Raw genomic sequence first — 19,157 nt, forward strand, 5'->3', positions numbered from 1 at the left:
GGGTTGACCTGTTGTGGCTGACCCGGGAACTGCTGGGCTTGCGGATGCTGCGAGTGGATCGGCTGGGCTTGCGGATCCTGCTGGTGGAACGGCTGTGACTGGTTCTGGGGTGCCTTGGGCGAGGGCTGCGTGGTGCGGGGACTCTGGAAGCTCATGCCGGAAGGCTTTCGCGAACGGCGTTCTGGAGCGTCGGCCCCGGGACCGGTCTTCCGCACACCTTTGGTCGCCTTCGGACCGACCGGCGTAGTCCCCTGGTCGTACGCCGGCCTAGTCGTTCAACAACGACGCCGCCCTAGCCGTTCGACAACGACGCTGCTTTAGCCGTTCGAGAACTACGTCGGCCTAGTCGTTCGAGAACGCCGACGGATAGGCGTCCCGATAACTCGGCAATCTTCCCTCCGGCGTCTCCACCGACTCTGCCGCCAGCACGGCATGCCCAACCGCCCGCGCCAACGTACTGGCCCCCGCCGCGAACACCCCTTCCAACCGCCCCAACGCCGCCGGATCAGTCACCCTCAACACCGCAGGCACCCCAGCCGCCGCAGGCGCCCCAGGCCCGGCCGGAGCACTGGCGGCGGAGGCCGAAGCCGCCACAGCCGATGCGGAAGCCTCCCCAACCGAAGCCTCCCCCGCTGGAGCCTGCCCCGCCAGGGTCTGCCCCGCCAGGGTCTCGCCCACCAGAGCCTCACCCGCCGCAGGTTGCCACGCCGAGGCCTCCTCCACCGGACCCTGCCCCGCTGCAGCCTCCCCCGCCTGAGCCTGCCCCGCTGCAGCCTCCCCCGCCTGAGCCTCCGCCGCTGCAGCCTCCCCCGCCTGAGCCTCCGCCGCTGCAGCCTGCCCCTGCGGGGGCTGCTCAGCCGAGGGCTGGTTCGGTGCGGGGCGAGGTTTGGGTGGGGGGTTGCCGGTGGACAGGGCGAAGATGGTGTCGCCGTCGAGGAGGGTGTGGACGGGGTCGATGGCTCGGGCAAGGCCGTCGTGGGCGACCATCGCCATCCGCTTGGTCGCCGCCTTGTCGAGTGGGGCGTCGGTGGCGACCACGGCAATCACCGTGTTCATGCCTGGAGCAGAGCCCTGCGGTGCCGGTGGTGGCTCGACCGGCGTCCGGAGTACGGGGAACTCCCCCGGCAGCCCGTACCGCTCGGCGTACAGGCGACCTTGGCTGTCGACGGCCGAGCCGACAGCGTTCACGATCACCAGCGCGCCGACCGTCGTACCGTCAGGCAACCGGACACTGGCCGAGCCGACACCGCCCTTGAGTCCGCCTACCCTGGCTCCGGCCCCGGCTCCATAGTTGCCCTGAGCAACGGAATCCTCACTGGCGGCCTCGATCGCCGCGAGCGCCCAACCGCGGTCGGGGCGTGCCTGGAACGCGCCGCCGCGGCCGAGGTCGAAGATCACCGCGGCCGGGACGATCGGTACCACGTCGTTGTCGCCAGGTCCGACGCGCACGCCTTGCCCGTGGTCCTCGAGCCAGGACATCGCGCCCGCGACCGCGTCGAGGCCGAAGGCGCTGCCACCGGTGAGGACGATCGCGTTCGCACCCGGGTTCGAGTTCACCGGGTCGAGGAGGTCGGTCTCGCGCGTCCCCGGCGCACCGCCGCGCACGTCGACGCCCGCGACCGCCCCGGCCGGGACGTGCACCACCGTCGTACCGGTCAGGTACGGCGAATCCGTGCGCTCGATCTGGCCGACCAGCACCCCCGGGACGTCGGTGATGGCGTTGTGCGGACCCGGGACGGGCAGCTCGGTCGTCATGCGTTCTGTCTAGCATCTCTGGGAAATCCAGTTGCCGCCGACATTACGTTGGATGGCATGAACACCGACCTGCTCTGTGGATCACTGGCCGAACCGTCGAGACTGCGCACGTACTCCGCGGTCGTCCTCGGCGCGCGCAACCCGGAGCAGATCGCCGGAGTCACCGGACTCGACACCGCGGTGGTGGTGAAGGCGGTGCAGCGACTGACCAAGAGCGGCCTGATCAGCTTCGACCGCGAAGGTCTGCACGCCGAGGAAGACGTCTTCAAGGAGGCGATCCGCACCAGCCGCCCCGAGCGCGAACCCCTCGATCCGGATCCCGCCCGGGACACGATCCTGAAGGCCTTCATCCGCGACGGCCGGCTGACCGGCTTCCCGACCTTGCCGGCCAAGACGCGCATCGTCCTCGAGTACCTGATCAACTCCTTCGAGCCGGGCCGCGACTACCCCGAGGCCGAGGTCAACACCATCCTCAACACCTGGCACCCCGACCACGCCGCCCTCCGCCGCCTCCTCGTGGACGCCCGCCTCCTAACCAGATCCAACGGCATCTACCACCGCACCAACTGAACGACCTCTCATCGCCGACATGCCAAGCCCAGAGATCTTGATGGACCTGTCTGCGCCGGGCACCGACAGCGAACCGACTGGACCGCCGACGACCGCTTCGGCGCGATTGCTATGGCGACGTGCGCTTCCCGGCCGTACGCGGCCACCGGCGTCACCATCACTGCCGTGCTCCCGGCCGCCCGCCGTACCGCTCGCGTCGTCACCGCCGCTACCGACGCCGGTCCGACACTTCTAGCCGGCCGTTCTGACCGTCCGAAGCAAAGTCGGTAGGCCGTGTTTAGGGCATCGACCAGCTGCCTCTCCGCTCCTCTGAGGTTCGCAGTATCGACAAGACCCCACCTGCTTCCGTGCGTGACCACGCCGAGCCGGTCGTAATGCGCGGGGTCCGGTCGCAGTGCCGCACGTCCGGTCGTACTGCCGCGGGGTCGACACTTCCTGGCCGACGGGGGTGCTCGGGGCGACCGGAGGCAGTTGTGACCATCGCGCGCAACGGTGATTCGGGCGGACCGCGCCGACGGCGGCTGCACCACACCGCAATGAGCCGGTCCTAAAATTGGCGTCTGCTCGCCCGGCATCCACGTCCGGCAGTAGCTCGAGGCGGGATAGTGCGGGCGCGATGGTCAGTCCGTTCGGGGGCATGGTCGTTCTGCGTGGTGGCCGGTGCCAGATGGGTTCGCGTTGCGCCAGTCCCGGTCGCCGGTAGCCGGTGGCAGATTGTTGGCGTGGTGCAGCGCCCTCTGACCCGGGGTCGGGTCCTCGGCTGGATGCGAGTATTTGCCAGACCCTGGATCGGGCGCCTCGGTATCTGCCCATGGGTCGAACCGTGCGACCGCGCCATTCACGGCGGTGCGTGCCGCGTCGTGAGCTTGGTGCTGGTCCCACCGACCTGGGGTTGGGTCGTCGGGTGGATGGGTGTGCTTGCCGGTGCCTGGTTCGGGCGGGTCGGTGTCGCCCCACGGGTCGAACTGCGCGGCCGGGTTGTCCGCGGTGGCGGCGCCATTCACGGTGGTGGTGGTGTGTGCCGGGATGTTGGCGTGGACTCGGGCATGGCCGAACGCCGCGGTGCCGCCGTAGCTGGTGGTGGGTGTGCGGTAGCGGGTTCGGATGGGGCTCGGGTCGGCCCAGGCAGGTCTCGCGACGGTGACCGTGCCGCCTTGGAGGGTGATCTGCCAGTGGCCGTGGTGGGTGTCGATGTGGTGGCGCCGGCACAGCAGCACCAGGTTGGTCAGGGCGGTGGGGCCGTTGTCGATCCAGGAGATCAAGTGGTGGGCGTCGCAGAAGATCGGCGGTGCCTTGCACACGACGCAGCCCTTGTCGCGGGCGTTCAGGGCGCGGCGCATTGCCCGGTTCACGAAACGCTGCGCCATGGCGACGTCGAGGGGTTCGGAGTTCGCGCCGAGCACGATCGGGATGATCTGCGCCTCGCACGCCACCCGCCGGATCGCGCCCGCGGACAGCCCCTCGCCGTGGACCAGGGTCCCGACCGCGTGGGCGCCTGCGTCGGTGAGGTCTTTGAGGTCGATGGTGATCGTGATGTGTGCCTTCGGGCCGTGCCCGGCCACCGCCCCAGCACCGGTCGCGGCACCACTGGCGGCGGCACCGGTCGGGGCGGCGTTACCGGCCGCGTCTGGAGTGCCGGTGCCGCTTGGCGATCCGGCGGTCTCGGCACTGTCGAGGGTCGCCCCGGCCGCATCGGCGGGATCGGCTGGGCCGGCTGCGGTGGTGATGGCGTTGGAGGCGACGTTGAGGACGTCGGTGAGGGCGTCGGCGCGGCGCTTGTCCGGGCCGCGCGGGTCCAACTCGCCGGTGACGGTCTTGCGGGGTTTCGAGCCCTCCAGGATGAGGGCCTGGAACAGTTCGGCGTTCTCGTTGGCCAGGTAGCCGCTGAACCTCACCCCCCGGTCCGCGGTCCTCACCCGCAACTCCTCCCGCGCGTAGGCCTTGTCCTCCTCCGGCGCCGGCCCGTCGGCATCCAGCAGGTCCCGGACCCGGCGCGCCGCCTTACGCAGCTCCGACGGGTTGAAGTGGCGCCCCAGCGCGACGAGTTGTCCCTCGGCCACGGCCAGGTCCTCCACCGGCACCGTGTCCGGGACGGCCTCCAGTTCGGCCACGATCGCCGCGGCCTGCGCCGGCGACAACACCACCGCATCGGCTTCGACCTCCACGCCCGGCTCACCGTCCAGTTCGCTGCCCGGCTCGTCCTCGTTGGCGTCGGCCGGATCCTCGACGCCGGTGGCTGGGAGCGCGTCGGCCACGGCGGGATACTTCCGGAGGGCTTTGGCCAGGGCCAGGTCACGCTTGATCACGCCCGGGTCGAGGCGGTGCCGGAAGGCGAGCAGCCGGGCGGTGTCGCCGGCGCCGAGGGTGGCGGCGTGACCGGAGGCGTCGTAGGCGGCCAGAACCTGCAGGTGGTAGGTCTGTAACCGGGAGATCTCAGCCTGGAGCGCGTCGAGAGTCGTCAGCTGTTCGCTGTCGCTCATCGACCATGCCGGCCGCTCGCCCAGGATCTCCATACCCGAGACTCTAGATGGCGCCTCGGACAGTTTCTGGTCCGGAAGGCCCTTATTTGTAAGGGATTCCGAAGATTGACCGAAACTCGACGCAGGCATCGAATCCGGTCAGGTTGTCCACAACCCCACCGAACCTGTGGACCCAGCGAGAGGCTGGGCAGATCGGGCTACAGGCCCGGAGAGCGCGATGCGGTGGCAGGTCACGCGGGAGTCAGGAGAGTCGGCGGGCTGAGGCGAGCGAGACGAGGTGAGGTGAGGTGAGGTGAGGTGAGGTGAGGTGAGGTGAGGTGAGGTGAGGTGAGGTGAGGTGAGGTGAGGTGAGGTGAGGTGAGGTGAGGTGAGGTGGGGTGGCCAGTGGGGGCGGGATCAGGTGACGCGAGGGATCGCCGACTTTTGCGTCCCGAGCGCGAGGCGCGCACCTTACCGTCGAGCAGCGAAAGGCAGGTCAGGCGTGATCAGGGCCGCTAGGGAACGTTGCTAGCAATAAGTCTGCCGCCCGTCTCGCTCCGCGGCCTTGGGGTGGACTCCCGCCTGCCAGCCGCGAAGTCTCGGCGCAGGCGCCCGCGGCACCACGGGCGCCTGCCCCACACCATGGACGGAGTTGCCCCGCATCATGGCGGAGCTGCCCCTACGGCATCTTGGGCGTGCTGCGGCCTCAGGACGCTGGGTGGGGCTGGCGTGCCGCCGGCTACCAGCGCGTTGGCTGAATGCCTTGCTCAAGGGAGGGCAGGTTGGGGGATGGACTCCAGGAGTGGGGGCACCTGGGCTGCTGCGAATCGGCGATGGGCGTCGTCCAGTTCTTCGTTCATGGCCGAGTTTGCCTGGCCGTGGAGGAAGTTGAGGGCGATCGTCAGGCCGGTGGCGAAACTCTCCGGGCCGTCGATCCGGGCGGCGCCGCCGGTCGAGCGGTAGGCGTCGACGATCTGCCGCACGCTGTTCTCGTTGGCGACATGCCGCAGAAGCACAGACCCGAGCTCCCGCCACGGGGTCAGGAGACCGACGTTGTCCCAGTCGACGAGCCAGTGGGGCTGTGCTGCCGGACGTGTCACCCTTGCCGGCAGCAGCCCGCAGAACGTCCGTGTTCTTCAGGTCGCGATGACACCAGATCTACTCGCCGGTCGGCGCACCGTTCACCAAATCCGTCAGCTCGCACAGCCTCGGCACCAGCCAGCGCAAAGTCGACGCCCAGCTGACTTCGGCACGCTCCGCCGCGTCCACCAACGCGGGCCAGTCGAGGTCGACCCGGTGGTAGAAGGGCACAACGTCGGGCTCCACGTGAGCTGAGCCGTTCCAGTCGAGCGAATGGATCCGGCCCATCTGGGCAGCCAGCCAATCGGTCGCGCTGACATCTGCTCTGTCAGGCACCTCGCCGTCGACCCACTCGTACAACCGACACCAGCCGCCATCATGCTCGATCACATAGTCGCCATCGGCCATGGCGATCGGCTCTTCCATACCGCGCCCATCGCACCGCGGGCGACCGGCGCGAACTCCTGCGCGGTCCCCAGTGCGAACCGTTCGACAAACCTCCGCCGCGCCCGCCTGCATCACGTGAGGCGGCGGGCGGGGGCGTCCTGGCGGGGTTTCTCGTTGGGGGCTATCCGGATGGAGGTGTCCAAGACAGTGGCTCCTTGGGCGGCGACGAGGACTGAGCGGAGGTCCAGCCGGACGACCTCCTCGAGCTCGAGGGTCAGGCGCGAGACCCGGTGCAGAAGGTTCTCGATGGCGGAGATGTCGACCGGGTCCGAACCGCGGTAGCCGTAAAGCAAGGGTGCGGCGCGCACCTCGCCGACCATCTCGGCGGCGTCGACGGTGGTCAGCGGTGGCATCCGGTACGAGCGGTCCCCCAGCAGGTCCGTCGCCACGCCCGACAAGCCGAACGACACCACCGGGCCGTAGGACACGTCCTCGATCGCGGAGATCACCACCGGTACGCCGGGGGGCGCCATCTTCTGTACGACGAACTGCGCGCGGGCCGGGTCCGACGCCACGCCGAAGGTCTGGGTCATCTCCTCCCAGGCCTCCCGCATGTCCTCCTCGTGGTGGATGTGACGCCAGATGTCGGCCAGGTCCGGGCGCATCCGCCACTGCTCGGCGGTCGCCTTCAGGATCACCTCGAAGCCGAGGTCGGCCGCGCGGGCGACCGCCTCGTCCGCCGACAGCACCGGGAAAGCCGGCAGCACGCTGATGTCGTAGAAGCTGAGCAACCGCTGCCGATCCGCGTCGTTCAGGTCGGCGCCGCTGGGATGCCGCTGCAGGAACTCCGCGACGAAGTCCTCCGCGCCGGCCGAGTCGATGTCGGGCAGCTCGGGGATACGGGTGTCCGCCCGACGCCGCCACTCGGCGTACTGGGTGGCCTTGGCGAGGGCGCCCACGGCGTACTGCGGGGAGGAGAACGACGGGATCGAGCCGCGGGCGGCGCCGCCGTGCTCGTCGGGGACGCGGAGTTGCTCGGGCACGCTGCGCGAGGCGAGGAACGTCGACAGCACCGGCTTGTCGGAGCCCGCGGCAGCCGCGGCGAGCACCTGGGCGACCTCGGCACCGTTCGACAGGACCGGCGGGGTGAAGATCACCACAACCGAATCGACCTGGTCATCGGCGAAGACCTCACCGAGAGCATCGCGGAACTCGTCGGCGGTGGCCTCCGCGTTGAGCGTCCGCGGCTCCCCCGCGACCTTCAGCCCACACCCGGCGACAGTGTCGAGCGCCTGCAGCGTCAACGCGTCGGAGTTGCTCACGATCGCGACCCGGCGGCCCTTGGGCAGCGGCTGGTGCGCGACCAGTTGGGCGACGTCGAACATCTCGCCGGGCGTGTCGACGCCGATCAGCCCGCTCTGCCGGAACAGCGACTCGACAGTTGCTGAGGGCAACTGACTGCGCCGGACGGTGTGGCCGAGCGGGACGCCCTGGGTGGCCCGGCCGCTCTTCAAGGCGATCACGGGCTTGCGGCAGGCCAGCCGCCGAGCGACCCGGCTGAACTTGCGCGGGTTGCCGAGCGACTCCAGGTAGAGCAGGACGACCTCGGTCGCCTCGTCGGAGTACCAGTACTGCATCAGGTCGTTGCCGGAGACGTCCGCGCGGTTGCCGGCGGAGACGAAGGTGGACAGGCCGAGCCCACGCCGGACCATGTCCGCCAGGATCGAGACGCCGAGCGCGCCCGACTGGCAGAAGAACGCGACCCGGCCCCGGCTCGGCATCAGCGGCGACAGCGTCGCGTTCAGCGAGACTCCGGGCGCGGTGTTGATCACACCCAGCGCGTTTGGTCCGATCACGCGCATCCCGTACGACCTGGCCAGGCCGACCAGTTGCCGCTGCAGCTTGCGCCCCTCGTCACCAACCTCGGCGAAGCCGCTGGACACCACGACCAGGCCGCGCACGCCCTTGGCCGCGCAGTCGATGATGACGTCCGCGACCATCTCGGCGCGGACCGCGACCACCGCCAGGTCGACCGTCCCGTCGACGTCCCGGATCGTCGGGTACGCCGGTACGCCGTCGATCTGGTCCTCGGTGGTGTCGGTGTTCACCGCGTACAGGCGGCCGGGGAAGCCGTCGCGCAGGTTCCGCAGCAGCGCGTTGCCGATCGTGCCCTCGCGCCGGCTGGCTCCGATCACCGCCACGCTCGCCGGGGTCAGCAGCCGCGCGATCGACAGGGCTTCGGAGCGCTGTTCGCGAGACTGCATCACGCCGAAGGAGGTGTCGGTGGGCGCGATGTCGAACTCGACCATGATCACGCCGTCCTCGAACTCCCGGGCGACCTTGTACCCGGCCTCGGTGAAGACGGTGATCATCTTGCGGTTGTCCGGCAGCACCTCGGCGATGAACCGGGCGATGTGGTGCTCGCGGGCCGCCTGGGCCAGGTGCTCGAGCAGCAACTGTCCCAGACCCCGGCCCTGGTGCGCGTCCTCGATCAGGAACGCGACCTCGGCCGTGTGCGGCCCGGTTCGCTCATACCGCCCGACGCCGATCATCTCGTCGCCGACCAGGACGATCAGCGCCAGCCGGTCCACGTAGTCGACCTGGGTGAAACGCGCCACATCCCGGTCGGACAACTCCGGGTACGGCGCGAAGAAGCGGTAGTACTTCGACTGCTCCGAGACCCGCGCGTAGAACGACACCAGCAGGTCCGCGTCGCCCGGGGTGATCGGCCGCAGATGGGCGGTCGCCCCGTCCCGCAGCACCACGTCGGCTTCGTACACCACGGGGTACCCCGCTGGGTGCTCCGGGACATACTGGGCCGGTCGCTGAGGCTGCTCCGGCGCTGTCACGCGGCCAGCGTACTCAAACGGAGGCATCGGAGGTCTGGAATTCCATGTGGTGGCTGAGTGCGCTCGGCGGGGCCGTGGCGCTTCTCACCCGACTGCTGGCAGCGGACGATGCTGTCGCCGTGATCGAACGCATCGGCCCCGTCCTGGTCTTCCTGGTCGCCGTCACGGTGATCGCCGGGCTCGCCGACGCGGCCAAGGTGTTCGAGGTCACCGCCCGGGAGGCGGCCCACCTCGGCCGCGGCCGGACCTGGCGTCTGTGGCTGCTCGTCGTCACCCTGGCCACGGCGCTGACCATCGTGTTGTCCCTCGACACCTGCGCGGTACTGCTCACCCCGGTGGTGCTGGCGATGGCACGCCAACTCGACATCCCGCCCAAGCTCTTCGCCTTCACCACCGTCTGGCTGGCCGGTACCGCATCGCTGCTGCTCCCCGTCTCGAACCTCACGAACCTCCTCGCTCTCCACCGCTTCGACCAACTCGGCCTCGGACTGCGTGACTACCTAGGCCTGAGCTGGAGACCAGCCGTCGCGGCGGTGCTGATCACCGTCGTCGTGCTGGCCGTGATGTTCCACCGCGACCTGCGCCGCAGCTACGTCGTACCGCCGACGCCCGGCATCGACGACAAGGTGCTGTTCTGGGGAGCAGCCGGGGTCTGCCTCGCCCTCGGACCTGCCTTCGTGACGGGTGTCAACGTCGCCTGGCCGGCCAGCGCCGGCGCGCTCGTGCTCCTCGTGCTCTTCGCGGTCCGCCGCCCGTCCGAACTGACCTGGGCGTTGCTGCCGTGGCGACTGGTCGTCACGGTCATCGGGTTGTTCCTGGTCGTCGCCGCGCTGACGGCGCACGGGCTGGAGAATCTACTCGACGACGTGGCGGGCACCACCCCCGGCGGCCTGCTCGCAGACCTGCGCCTGACCGGCACCGGCGCACTCGGCGCCAACGCGGTCGACAACCTGCCGGCGTATCTCGCGATGGAACCGGTGGCCGCGACGGAAGGCCGGCGGATGATGCTGCTGCTGATCGGGGTGAACTGCGGCTGCCTGCTCACCCTCTGGGGGGCGCTGGCCACCCTGCTCTGGCGGGATCGCTGCATCGCTGCCGGCGTCCACATCTCGTGGTGGTCCTTCCTCTGGCGCGGCCTGGTGCTGACCCCGCTGGTCCTGGCCGGCGCGATCCTGGCCCTCAACCTCAGCTGACGGGGAAGGCGGACCTCCAGCTGAGGTTGAGGCCGTCCGGTGGCGGCGAGGCCATCGGACCCACGGAGAAGACCAGGAATCGAACATGTGTTCGACTGTAGTCACTCCCGCCGACAGAGTCCAACCGGATGTCGCGTTGCCGTTCGCAGGGCGGTCCGCAATAGTGCGGACCATGAGCGAGGAACAGAGCACGTCCGAGCCCACCCGCGCCTTTCGCGAAGCGCGCGATTTCCTGCTCGCGCACCGCGAGGACTACGAGACCGCCTACCGCGACTTCGACTGGCCCCGGTTCGACCGCTTCAACTGGGCCTGTGACTGGTTCGACGCGCTCGCGGTCGAGCAACCTCAGGTCGCCGCGCTGACCATCGTGGAGGAGGACGGCGAGGTCAACACTCTGACCTACGCGGAGATGGCCGAGCGCTCGCGCCAGGTGGCCGGCTGGCTGACCGGGGCCGGGCTGCAGCCGGGCGACCGGGTCCTGATCGTGCTCGGCAACACCATCCCCCTGTGGGAGGTGATGCTCGCTTGCATCCGCGCCGGCGCCGTGATGATTCCGGCCACCACCCTGCTGACCGACGCGGACCTCGCCGACCGGATCACCCGCGGCGGCGTACGGGCCGTGGTGACGAGCAGCGCGGAGTCGCCTCGCTATGAAGGTATCGCCGATCACTGCATCCGCGTCGGCATCGGCGGACCTGTGGACGGCTGGCTCGACTACGAGGACTCTCGCGGGTACGACGGGCCGGTGCCCGAGGTGGACACCGCTGCTGACGACTCGCTCCTGCTCTACTTCACCTCGGGTACGACGAGTCAGTCGAAGCTGGTCGAGCACACCCAGGTGAGCTACCCGGTCGGGCATCTCTCGACGATGTACTGGATCGGGTTGCAGCCGGGCGACGTCCACCTCAACGTGTCCTCGCCGGGCTGGGCGAAGCACTCGTGGAGCAACGTCTTCGCGCCGTGGAACGCGGGCGCGACCGTCTTCCTCTACAACTACACGCGCTTCGACGCGGAGAAGATGCTGCAGGTGCTCGCGACGTACGGCGTGACGACGTTCTGCGCGCCGCCGACCGTCTGGCGGATGTTGATCCAGGCGGATCTGTCGGCCGTCGAGATCCAGATCCGCGAGTGCATCTCGGCCGGCGAGCCGCTCAACCCGGAGGTGATCGAGCAGGTCCGCAACGCCTGGGACGTGACGATCCGCGACGGCTACGGGCAGACCGAGACGACCGCGCAGATCGGCAATACGCCGGGGCAGCCGGTCAAGCTCGGCTCGATGGGCCGGCCGCTGCCCGGGTACTCGATCGCCCTGGTCGACCCGACCACCGACGAGGTCGGCGACGACGGCGAGATCTGCATCGAGCTCGCTCCCCCGCCGGTGCCGTTGATGCGCGGCTACCGCGACGCGAAAGAGCTCACCGAGGAGTCGATGCGCGGCGGTTTCTACCACACCGGCGACGTCGCGAGCCGGGACGAGGACGGCTACATCACCTATGTCGGCCGCTCCGACGACGTCTTCAAAGCGAGCGACTACCGGATCTCCCCGTTCGAGCTGGAGTCCGTCCTGATCGAGCACCCCGCCGTCGCCGAGGCCGCCGTGGTCCCGTCGCCCGATCCGGTCCGGCTCGCGGTGCCCAAGGCGTACGTCGTACTGGTGGCCGGGCGCGAGCCGTCGCGCGAGCTTGCCGGGGAGATCCTGCAGTTCTGCCGGGACCACCTCGCGCCGTACAAGCGGATCCGGCGGATCGAGTTCGCCGAGCTGCCGAAGACGATCTCGGGCAAGATCCGCCGGGTCGAGCTGCGCGCGGACGAGGCGGCCAAGGTCGACGCCGGCGAGCGGACCGAGCACTCCTACGACGAGGCGGACTTCAAGCAGGCCTGACCGGCCGAGCTCCAGCCGTTCGGCCGTACGCCGTGCTGGAATGGTCGGATGTCCTATGACACCGGCCTCGGGATCGCGGCGGTGGTGGTCCTGCCGCTGCTGATCGCGATCGCCGTGGCCAGCTCGCGGTTCGCGTCGTTGCGGCACGACAAGGGCATCGTCACGGCGGCCCTGCGGGCGGTCGTCCAGCTCGCCGTAGTCGGCCTGGTGGTCGGTTTCGCGCTGCAGTCGACGCTGGGCGCGCTCGCGTTCATCACGGTCATGCTGACGGTCGCGACCTTCACGAGCGCCCGGCGGGTCCGGTCCACCGCGGTCGTCCCGGGGCAGTATGCGTTCTGTGCGATCGCAATCGGGGGCGGCGCCATCGTCGTCCTGATGCTGCTCGTGCTACCCGGGGTGGTACCGCGCAACCCGGAGACGCTGCTGCCGATGGGCGGCATCATCATCGGCGGCGCGATGAACGCGACCACCCTGGCCGGGCGGCGGCTGCTGTCGGAGTACGGCGGGCGCTTCGGGGAGTACGAGGCCGGGCTGTCGATCGGGCTGATGCCGCCGGACGCGTTCAAGCTGGTCGCTGGTCCGACGGCGGGGGACGCCCTGCTGCCGGCGCTCGACCAGACCCGCACGGTCGGCCTGGTGACGCTGCCCGGCGCCTTCGTCGGGATGGTGCTCGGTGGCGCCTCACCGACCGCGGCCGCGGCGCTGCAGCTCGTAGTACTGATCGGGCTGCTCGCGGCGGAGTCGCTGGCGATCCTGATGATGACCGAGTTGCTGGCTCGGGCCTCGCTGCCGGACGGGCGTACCGTTTCCCCATGACCGACGACAAGAGCCTCCTCCACCGCATCGACGAGCTCGTTGCCGAGGAACACGAACTCCGCACCAAGCACGCCTCCGGCGGCAACGACGACCAGGACGAGCGGACCCGCCTGCGCGCCCTCGAGGTCGAGCTGGACCAGTGCTGGGATCTGCTCCGCCAGCGCCGCGCCAAGAGGGAGTTCGGCGAGGACCCGGAGTCCGCGCAGGCCCGCTCGGCCGACGTGGTCGAGGGCTACATCAACTGAACCCACCACCGGGTTCGCCCGCCGCGAGGACGGGCGAACCCGGGCCAGGTGTAGCACCGCATCCAGCGTGTGGTCGGCCGATCGCGCAGAGTCGCTGCTCTGCACGTAACTGCCAGGGGTCAGAACCCGCGCAGCTTGTCCGGGGTGATCCGCACCAGCACCGGGTACTCCCGGTGGAACTGCTCCGGGGTCATGCTCAGCCCTGCCAGACCTTCGGCGTACTTCGAGGCGTAGGCGGCGAGCTCCTCGTCGGTGGCCGACTTGTCGTCGATCACCGCGTCGCCGGACAGCACGCCGACGTCGCCACCGGTGTGGGTGGCGTTGAAGTTCAGCGACACCCGCGGGTTGTTCGCGATGTTGTGCAGCTTCGCCTTGTCGGCCTGGCTGAAGACGAGGATCTGCTCGCCGTTCCAGAGGAACCACACCGGGTTCGGCGCCGGCGTACCGGACTTGCCGACGGTGGTCAGCCACAGCACCAACTCATCGGCCAGTTGCCGGGTGATGCGGGTGCCGAAGCCGGTGGAGGTGTCGATCGTGATCATCTGAATCCTTCGATCCGTGTCGGGCCGTTCGGTCAGGACGGACCCAGCCGCCCCCACTCGATCGCCGGGCAACGGTTCATCACCATCGTCAGCCCGGCCGCCGTCGTGCGCGTGTAGGCGTCCGGATCCACTACATCCAGCTGGAACCAGACCGCCTTCGCGTTGATTCCCACCGCCTCGTCCGCGATCGCGCCGGCCAGGTCCGACCGGACGAACACGTCCACGCAGTCCACCTCGAACGGGATGTCGGCCAGGGACGCGTAGCCCTGCTCGCCGTGCACACTCTCGGCGGACGGATGCACCGGCACGATCCGCTTGCCGTGCCCCTGCAGGAACCGCGCCACGCCGTACGCCGCCCGGCTGGTGTTGTTCGACAGCCCGACGACTGCCCAGGTCTGGCAGTCGGCGAGCACCTTGCGGATGTCACTCTCATCAGCCCACGTCATACCGCGATCCTCCCCCACCGCCCAAGGGATCCGCCGCCCAGACAGGTCAACCCGCGCAGATTGGTCAGCCGCGCAGGTAGGTCAGTACGGCGGAGACGCGGCGGTCCAGCCCGTCGTCCAGGTGGAGCTTGGCGAAGATATTGCCGACGTGCTTGCGGACGGCGGCCTCGCTCACCACGAGTTGCTCGGCGATCGAGGCGTTGACCCGCCCTTCGGCCATCAAGGCGAGTACTTCGAGCTCGCGCGGGGTCAGCGCCGCGAGCGGCCCGTCATCGCGGCGGCGGGCGAGCAACTGCCGGACCACCTCGGGGTCGACGACCGTGCCACCGTCCGCCACCCGATCCAGCGAGGCGAGGAACTCGGTCACGTGCCCGACGCGGTCCTTCAGCAGGTAGCCGATCCCGCCGGTCGTTGTCTCGAGCAATGACGAGAGATAGGCGTCGGCGACGTACTGGGACAGCACCAGGATGCCGATGGCGGGGAACTCCGCGCGGATCGCGGCCGCGGCGCGCAGGCCCTCGTCACTGTGCCTGGGCGGCATCCGGACGTCGGTGATCACCACGTCCGGCGGCTGCTTGCGGACGACGGCCAACAGCGTGTCCCCGTCGCCGACGGCGTCCTGTACTTCGTGGCCGGCGCGATCCAGGATGCTCGCGAGACCCTCGCGCAGCAGCAGCGAGTCTTCCGCCAGCACGATGCTCAGTCGTCGAGCCGGCACGGGCACTCCATCCTCAGTCGGGTCGGCCCACCCGGTGGGCTGGTCAGCTCGAGTGTCCCGCCCAACGCGTCCAACCGCGTCACCAACCCGGCCAGCCCCGTCCCACCCGCCGACCCCGCACCGCCGACCGGCCCCGCGCCGCCGATGCCGTCGTCGGTGATCGTGACGACCAGCCGATCCCCGGCGATCCAGCCCTCCACCTCGCACCGCGTCGCCGCGGCGTGCTTGGCCACGTTGCCGAGCGCCTCGCTGACGACGAAGTACGCCGCCGCCTCGATCGGCGCCGGCAACCTGTTCGGCAGCGACATCCGCACGGTCACCGGCAGCGGACTCCGATCCGCCACCTCCCGTACGGCGGCCTCGAGCCCGTGGTCGACCAGGACCCGCGGATGAATCCCCCGGACCGCCTCCCGCAGATCCGCCAGCGCAGCCTCGGCCTCACCATGTGCCTTCACGACCAATCGGCGTCCCTCCCCTTCCGGCAGGTCGAGCTCGGCCAGGCCCAGCGTCATCGTCAGCCCGACCAGTCGCTGCTGGACCCCGTCGTGCAGGTGCCGTTCGATCCGGGCTCGCTCGGTCTCGAACGCGTCCACCAGATCGAGCCTGGACCGGCGGAGCTCGGCGAGGTTGCGGCGGAGTTCCTCCTCCCGCGCTCCGAGCAACGCCTTCGCCAGTTCGGACTCCGCCGCGGCGAGGGCGCCGACGACGTACGAGCTGACGACGAACCACACCGGTCCGAAGGACACCAGGAAGATGAAGCCCTCGCGCGGGTTGTCGAGGACCCACGGCCCCATGCCCATCTGGTCGTAGGCCGCGATGACCGGCGCCCCCAGCGTGAGGAGCAGCGTCGTACCGCAAATGCCGGCGATCAGAGCGTTGAGCGGCCACAGGAACACGCCGAGCAGCAGGCCGTACCCGAGGGCCCGCATCGAGGCGCGTTCCCGTCGACGGAAGGTCTGCCGCTGCCGCCGGGAGTAGGTCGAGGGAATCGCCGCGTGTGGGCTCGCGATCCCCGCTGGGACGACCAGCCGGGCACGCCAGCGCTCGACGATGCCGATCAGTACCCCGTAGAGCGGGATGGAGGCCATCAGCAGGACGCCGACCACGATCGGGCTCAGCACAATGCTGACCACCACGGACACCAGCAGCGCGGCGATCGTCAGGACGCCCACTGGGACCGAGCTGAGCAGGTAGGCATAGCTGCGCCACGGCCAGGCCGAGACGAGGTACCGCCTCGAGGCCAGCGCTCCCCACGCGGCGTCCGGTCTCTCCACGCGCCCAACAGTAGGGCCGCGGGCGGGCCGTCGTCGGTAGCGTCAGCGCTACCCCTGGTCTCTCTCGCAGGCCAGCGATCGGCGGCGCCGATCCGGCTTTGCTGGAACCATGACCAGCACCGCGCCGACGCGCCCCTCAGTCGTCCAGAGCGAATCGCCTGCTCTGCTGCTCGACGCAATCACCAAGACCTACCGCTCCAAGGCCGGCGCGGTCGACGCGCTGCGCGGGGTCACCTACCAGTTCACCCGCGGCTCGTTCACCGCGGTGATGGGTGCATCCGGCTCGGGGAAGTCCACCTTGCTGCAGTGTGCGGCGGGGCTCGACCGGCCGACCAAGGGCATGGTCATGCTCGGCGGTGTCGAGCTGGGCGGCCTCGACGAGGTCGCGCTCACGAAGCTGCGGCGCGAACAGATGGGGTTCGTGTTCCAGGCCTACAACCTGCTCGGCTCGCTCACCGTCTACGACAACGTCGCTCTGCCGCTCCGGCTGACCGGGCGCCGCCCGCGCCGCGAGGAGGTACATCGCGTCCTCGAGCAGGTGGGACTGGAGGGCAAGGCCAGGCGCCGTCCGGCCGAGTTGTCCGGCGGGCAGCAGCAACGCGTCGCGATCGCCCGGGCGCTGATCACCGGACCGGCCGTCTTCTTCGCGGACGAACCGACCGGCGCCCTGGACAGCAGCACCAGCCGGCAGATCCTCACCTTGTTGCGCGAGGCAACCGACCGGGCCGGCCAGACCGTGGTGATGGTCACCCACGACCCGGTCGCGGCCGCCTTCGCCGACCGGGTGCTGTTCCTGTCCGACGGTCTGGTCGCCGGCTCTCTCGACCATGGCGACGCGGCCCGGATCGCGGCCGCCATGAGCGACCTGGAGGGCTGATGTTCTTCCTCAGTCGTCAGACGGTCCGCCGGCACCGCTCTCTCTATGCGGGATCCTTCGTGGCCCTGGCGGTCGGCGTCTTCCTGCTCGGCCTCGCCGCCACCGCAACCGCCGCCACTGTCGCGTACGACGGGCCGGCCGCCGCCAGCATCACCGTCGACCTGCCGCAGGCAGATCCGCCGCAGCAGGTCCGGGTACCGCTCTCCGGCGCGGACGTCTCCGGCCTGCAGGTCGTACTCAGCATGGTCGCGGTGATCAGCGGGTTCATCACGATCTTCGTCATCGCTAGCACCTTCGCCTTCGCGGTGGCCTCACGGCGCCGTGAGGTCGGCCTGCTGCGGCTGATCGGCGCGACACCCCGGCAGGTCCGCCGGATGGTGCTCGGCGAGGCGCTGGTGGTGGCGCTTGCCGCGGCCATCGCGGGCGCGGTACTGGCTCAACTGGCGACTCCCCTGCTACTCGACAAGGCGTCGTACACCGAACTCGCACCGGTGAAGCTCGAACCGGCGAGCCCGTGGGTGCCGCTGCTGATCGCCATCTCGGCCGGGTTGGTGGTCGCCATGCTCGGTGCTCGGTCGGCCGCTCGTCGCGCCGCCAAGGTGGGCCCCGTCGACGCACTCCGCGAGGCGGAGCTGGAGTCGACGCGGATAGGGGTCGTGCGGATCGGCTTCGGGCTGCTCTTCCTGGCCGGCTCGATCGTCTTGCTTGCCCTGATCCGGCCTGGCACCGGAGAGGCCGTGATACCGCTCTCCATGTTCACGCCGATGTTGCTCGTCATCGCTCTGACGCTGCTGGCGCCGCTGGTCGTGCCGTGGATCGGCCGGTTGTGGGCGCTACCGCTGGTCGCCTGGACGAGAGTCTCCGGGCGCCTGGCCCGCAGCAACGTGGTGGCCGCGCCTCGCCGCAGTGCATCCCTGGCGGCACCGATCCTCAGCATCTCGGCGATCGCCGGGTCGATGGTGCTCACCTTGTCCTTCGCCGCGGATGCGGCCGCCGCGACCATCCGGGACACCCTGCGCGCGCCCATCGTCGTCACCGCGCCGGAGCACGGAGCGGCCGTGAGAGAGCGCATTCTCGGGACCCCCGGCATCGCCGCGGCCGACGGCGCGACCCCGATCGACCTGATCCGGACCGACGGCGACTCCGCCGAAGTCGAGACCGCCGAAGGCATCGATCTCGCCGCGGCCACTCGCACCCGGGCCCTCTCCCCGATCTCCGGCGACCTGGCCGAGCTGACCGGCAGAACAGTTGCCATCAGCAAGGAACTGTCCGGCTTCGAGAGCTACCACGTCGGCGACGAGATCACCGTCACCTTTCTCGACCGTACGGCGGACCGGCTGCGGGTGGTCGCGATCCTCCCGGACGCGGCGGGGGTCACCGCCTCGATGGTGCTCCCACCCGAGCTGGCTCGTCAGCACGCGCCGGAGGCCACGCCGAGCCAGTGGTTCGTCCTGCCCGCGGAAGGTGTCGACCCCGGAGCACTCGTGACGGCTCTGAACGAACGACTCACCGGCACCGGGGCGAGCGCAGTACCGGCTGTCGAGTGGGAGGAGGCTCAGGGCGAGGGGCTGCGGCAGGGGAATCGGTTCGGGCTGATCCTGCTGCTCGGGCCCGCCGCGCTCTACAGCGCGATCGCGATCGCCAACACGTTGCTGATGGGGAGCCTGCAGCGGCGGCATGAGTTCGTCACGTCACGGTTGCTCGGTGCGACGCCCGCTCAGATCCGGCGGATGGTGCTGTGGGAGTCGTCGCTGGTCGGCGCGGTCGCCCTCAGTCTGGGAACTGCGATCACCGTCACGGTCGGCGTGCTGATCCGCCGCGCCATGACGGACGGGATGAGCGACGTGCCCGCGACCGTGCCGTGGACCATCCTGCTCGGGATCGCCGGCCTCTGCCTGGTGCTGGCCATCGGCTCCGCGCTGGTCCCCACGGCGTTCATCCTGCGCCGATCCCACCCCGGCGCCGCAATGGAATAGACCAGAATCAATTCCACCCCGGCCTGTGGAGGCTGAGTACCGGCTTTGGACGGCGGGTGGGCGTACGGTTGGCGGCGAATCGTCGTGG

At 69.9% G+C, this 19,157-nt stretch carries 16 protein-coding genes; 7 read left to right on the forward strand and 9 right to left on the reverse strand.

What is annotated here, in order from left to right:
* Positions 1-342: 342 nt before the first annotated feature.
* Complete coding sequence (locus tag ACFPJ1_RS35765; protein ID WP_380110735.1) at positions 343-1,755, reverse strand: P1 family peptidase; 1,413 nt, start codon at positions 1,753-1,755, stop codon at positions 343-345.
* Between the two features lie 57 nt (positions 1,756-1,812).
* Between ACFPJ1_RS35765 and ACFPJ1_RS35770 the strand changes: the two genes are divergently transcribed.
* Positions 1,813-2,325, forward strand: coding sequence for a DUF2087 domain-containing protein (locus tag ACFPJ1_RS35770; RefSeq protein WP_380110736.1), 513 nt, complete (start codon positions 1,813-1,815; stop codon positions 2,323-2,325).
* Between the two features lie 620 nt (positions 2,326-2,945).
* On the opposite strand, the gene ACFPJ1_RS35775 is transcribed toward ACFPJ1_RS35770, so the two are convergent.
* From ACFPJ1_RS35775 to ACFPJ1_RS35790, 4 genes are all read right to left on the reverse strand, one after another.
* Positions 2,946-4,838, reverse strand: a complete 1,893-nt coding sequence (locus tag ACFPJ1_RS35775; RefSeq protein WP_380110737.1) for an HNH endonuclease signature motif containing protein — start codon at positions 4,836-4,838, stop codon at positions 2,946-2,948.
* 713 nt (positions 4,839-5,551) lie between these two features.
* Positions 5,552-5,884 (reverse strand): hypothetical protein, encoded by a 333-nt coding sequence (locus ACFPJ1_RS35780; protein ID WP_380110738.1) that lies wholly within the window; start codon positions 5,882-5,884, stop codon positions 5,552-5,554.
* 58 nt (positions 5,885-5,942) lie between these two features.
* The gene (locus ACFPJ1_RS35785; protein WP_380110739.1) at positions 5,943-6,290 is read right to left on the reverse strand and encodes an aminoglycoside phosphotransferase/kinase family protein; all 348 of its coding nucleotides are present in this window, start codon (positions 6,288-6,290) and stop codon (positions 5,943-5,945) included.
* 92 nt (positions 6,291-6,382) lie between these two features.
* Positions 6,383-9,100: a bifunctional acetate--CoA ligase family protein/GNAT family N-acetyltransferase gene (locus ACFPJ1_RS35790; RefSeq protein ID WP_380110740.1), complete on the reverse strand. Its 2,718-nt coding sequence runs from the start codon at positions 9,098-9,100 to the stop codon at positions 6,383-6,385.
* A gap of 44 nt (positions 9,101-9,144) precedes the next feature.
* Here ACFPJ1_RS35790 and ACFPJ1_RS35795 point away from each other — a divergent pair, with 44 nt between their 5' ends.
* From ACFPJ1_RS35795 to ACFPJ1_RS35810, 4 genes are all read left to right on the forward strand, one after another.
* Positions 9,145-10,293 carry an ArsB/NhaD family transporter gene (locus tag ACFPJ1_RS35795; protein WP_380110741.1) on the forward strand — a complete coding sequence of 383 codons (1,149 nt, stop codon included), beginning with the start codon at positions 9,145-9,147 and terminating at the stop codon, positions 10,291-10,293.
* Positions 10,294-10,465: 172 nt separating this feature from the next.
* A complete protein-coding gene (locus ACFPJ1_RS35800; protein ID WP_380110742.1) occupies positions 10,466-12,175 on the forward strand; it encodes an AMP-binding protein in 1,710 nt (569 codons plus the stop codon).
* 48 nt (positions 12,176-12,223) lie between these two features.
* Positions 12,224-12,991 (forward strand): ABC transporter permease, encoded by a 768-nt coding sequence (locus tag ACFPJ1_RS35805; protein WP_380110743.1) that lies wholly within the window; start codon positions 12,224-12,226, stop codon positions 12,989-12,991.
* Complete coding sequence (locus tag ACFPJ1_RS35810; RefSeq protein WP_380110744.1) at positions 12,988-13,236, forward strand: DUF2630 family protein; 249 nt, start codon at positions 12,988-12,990, stop codon at positions 13,234-13,236. The genes ACFPJ1_RS35805 and ACFPJ1_RS35810 overlap by 4 nt, the downstream gene beginning before the upstream one ends.
* A gap of 119 nt (positions 13,237-13,355) precedes the next feature.
* On the opposite strand, the gene ACFPJ1_RS35815 is transcribed toward ACFPJ1_RS35810, so the two are convergent.
* From ACFPJ1_RS35815 to ACFPJ1_RS35830, 4 genes are all read right to left on the reverse strand, one after another.
* A complete protein-coding gene (locus ACFPJ1_RS35815) occupies positions 13,356-13,778 on the reverse strand; it encodes a TIGR03667 family PPOX class F420-dependent oxidoreductase (RefSeq protein ID WP_380110745.1) in 423 nt (140 codons plus the stop codon).
* A 32-nt stretch (positions 13,779-13,810) separates the two neighbouring features.
* A complete protein-coding gene (locus ACFPJ1_RS35820) occupies positions 13,811-14,224 on the reverse strand; it encodes a CoA-binding protein (protein ID WP_380110746.1) in 414 nt (137 codons plus the stop codon).
* Positions 14,225-14,288: 64 nt separating this feature from the next.
* Complete coding sequence (locus ACFPJ1_RS35825) at positions 14,289-14,942, reverse strand: response regulator transcription factor (protein WP_380110747.1); 654 nt, start codon at positions 14,940-14,942, stop codon at positions 14,289-14,291.
* Positions 14,924-16,216, reverse strand: coding sequence for a sensor histidine kinase (locus ACFPJ1_RS35830; protein WP_380110748.1), 1,293 nt, complete (start codon positions 16,214-16,216; stop codon positions 14,924-14,926). The genes ACFPJ1_RS35825 and ACFPJ1_RS35830 overlap by 19 nt, the downstream gene beginning before the upstream one ends.
* 109 nt (positions 16,217-16,325) lie before the next feature.
* Here ACFPJ1_RS35830 and ACFPJ1_RS35835 point away from each other — a divergent pair, with 109 nt between their 5' ends.
* Complete coding sequence (locus tag ACFPJ1_RS35835) at positions 16,326-17,093, forward strand: ABC transporter ATP-binding protein (protein WP_380110749.1); 768 nt, start codon at positions 16,326-16,328, stop codon at positions 17,091-17,093.
* Positions 17,093-19,069 carry an FtsX-like permease family protein gene (locus tag ACFPJ1_RS35840; protein WP_380110750.1) on the forward strand — a complete coding sequence of 659 codons (1,977 nt, stop codon included), beginning with the start codon at positions 17,093-17,095 and terminating at the stop codon, positions 19,067-19,069. Before ACFPJ1_RS35835 ends, ACFPJ1_RS35840 begins: the two co-directional genes overlap by 1 nt.
* The last annotated feature ends 88 nt before the right edge of the window (positions 19,070-19,157 follow it).

Origin of the sequence: Kribbella qitaiheensis, from assembly GCF_042657745.1 — a bacterium.
GTDB lineage: Bacteria > Actinomycetota > Actinomycetes > Propionibacteriales > Kribbellaceae > Kribbella > Kribbella qitaiheensis.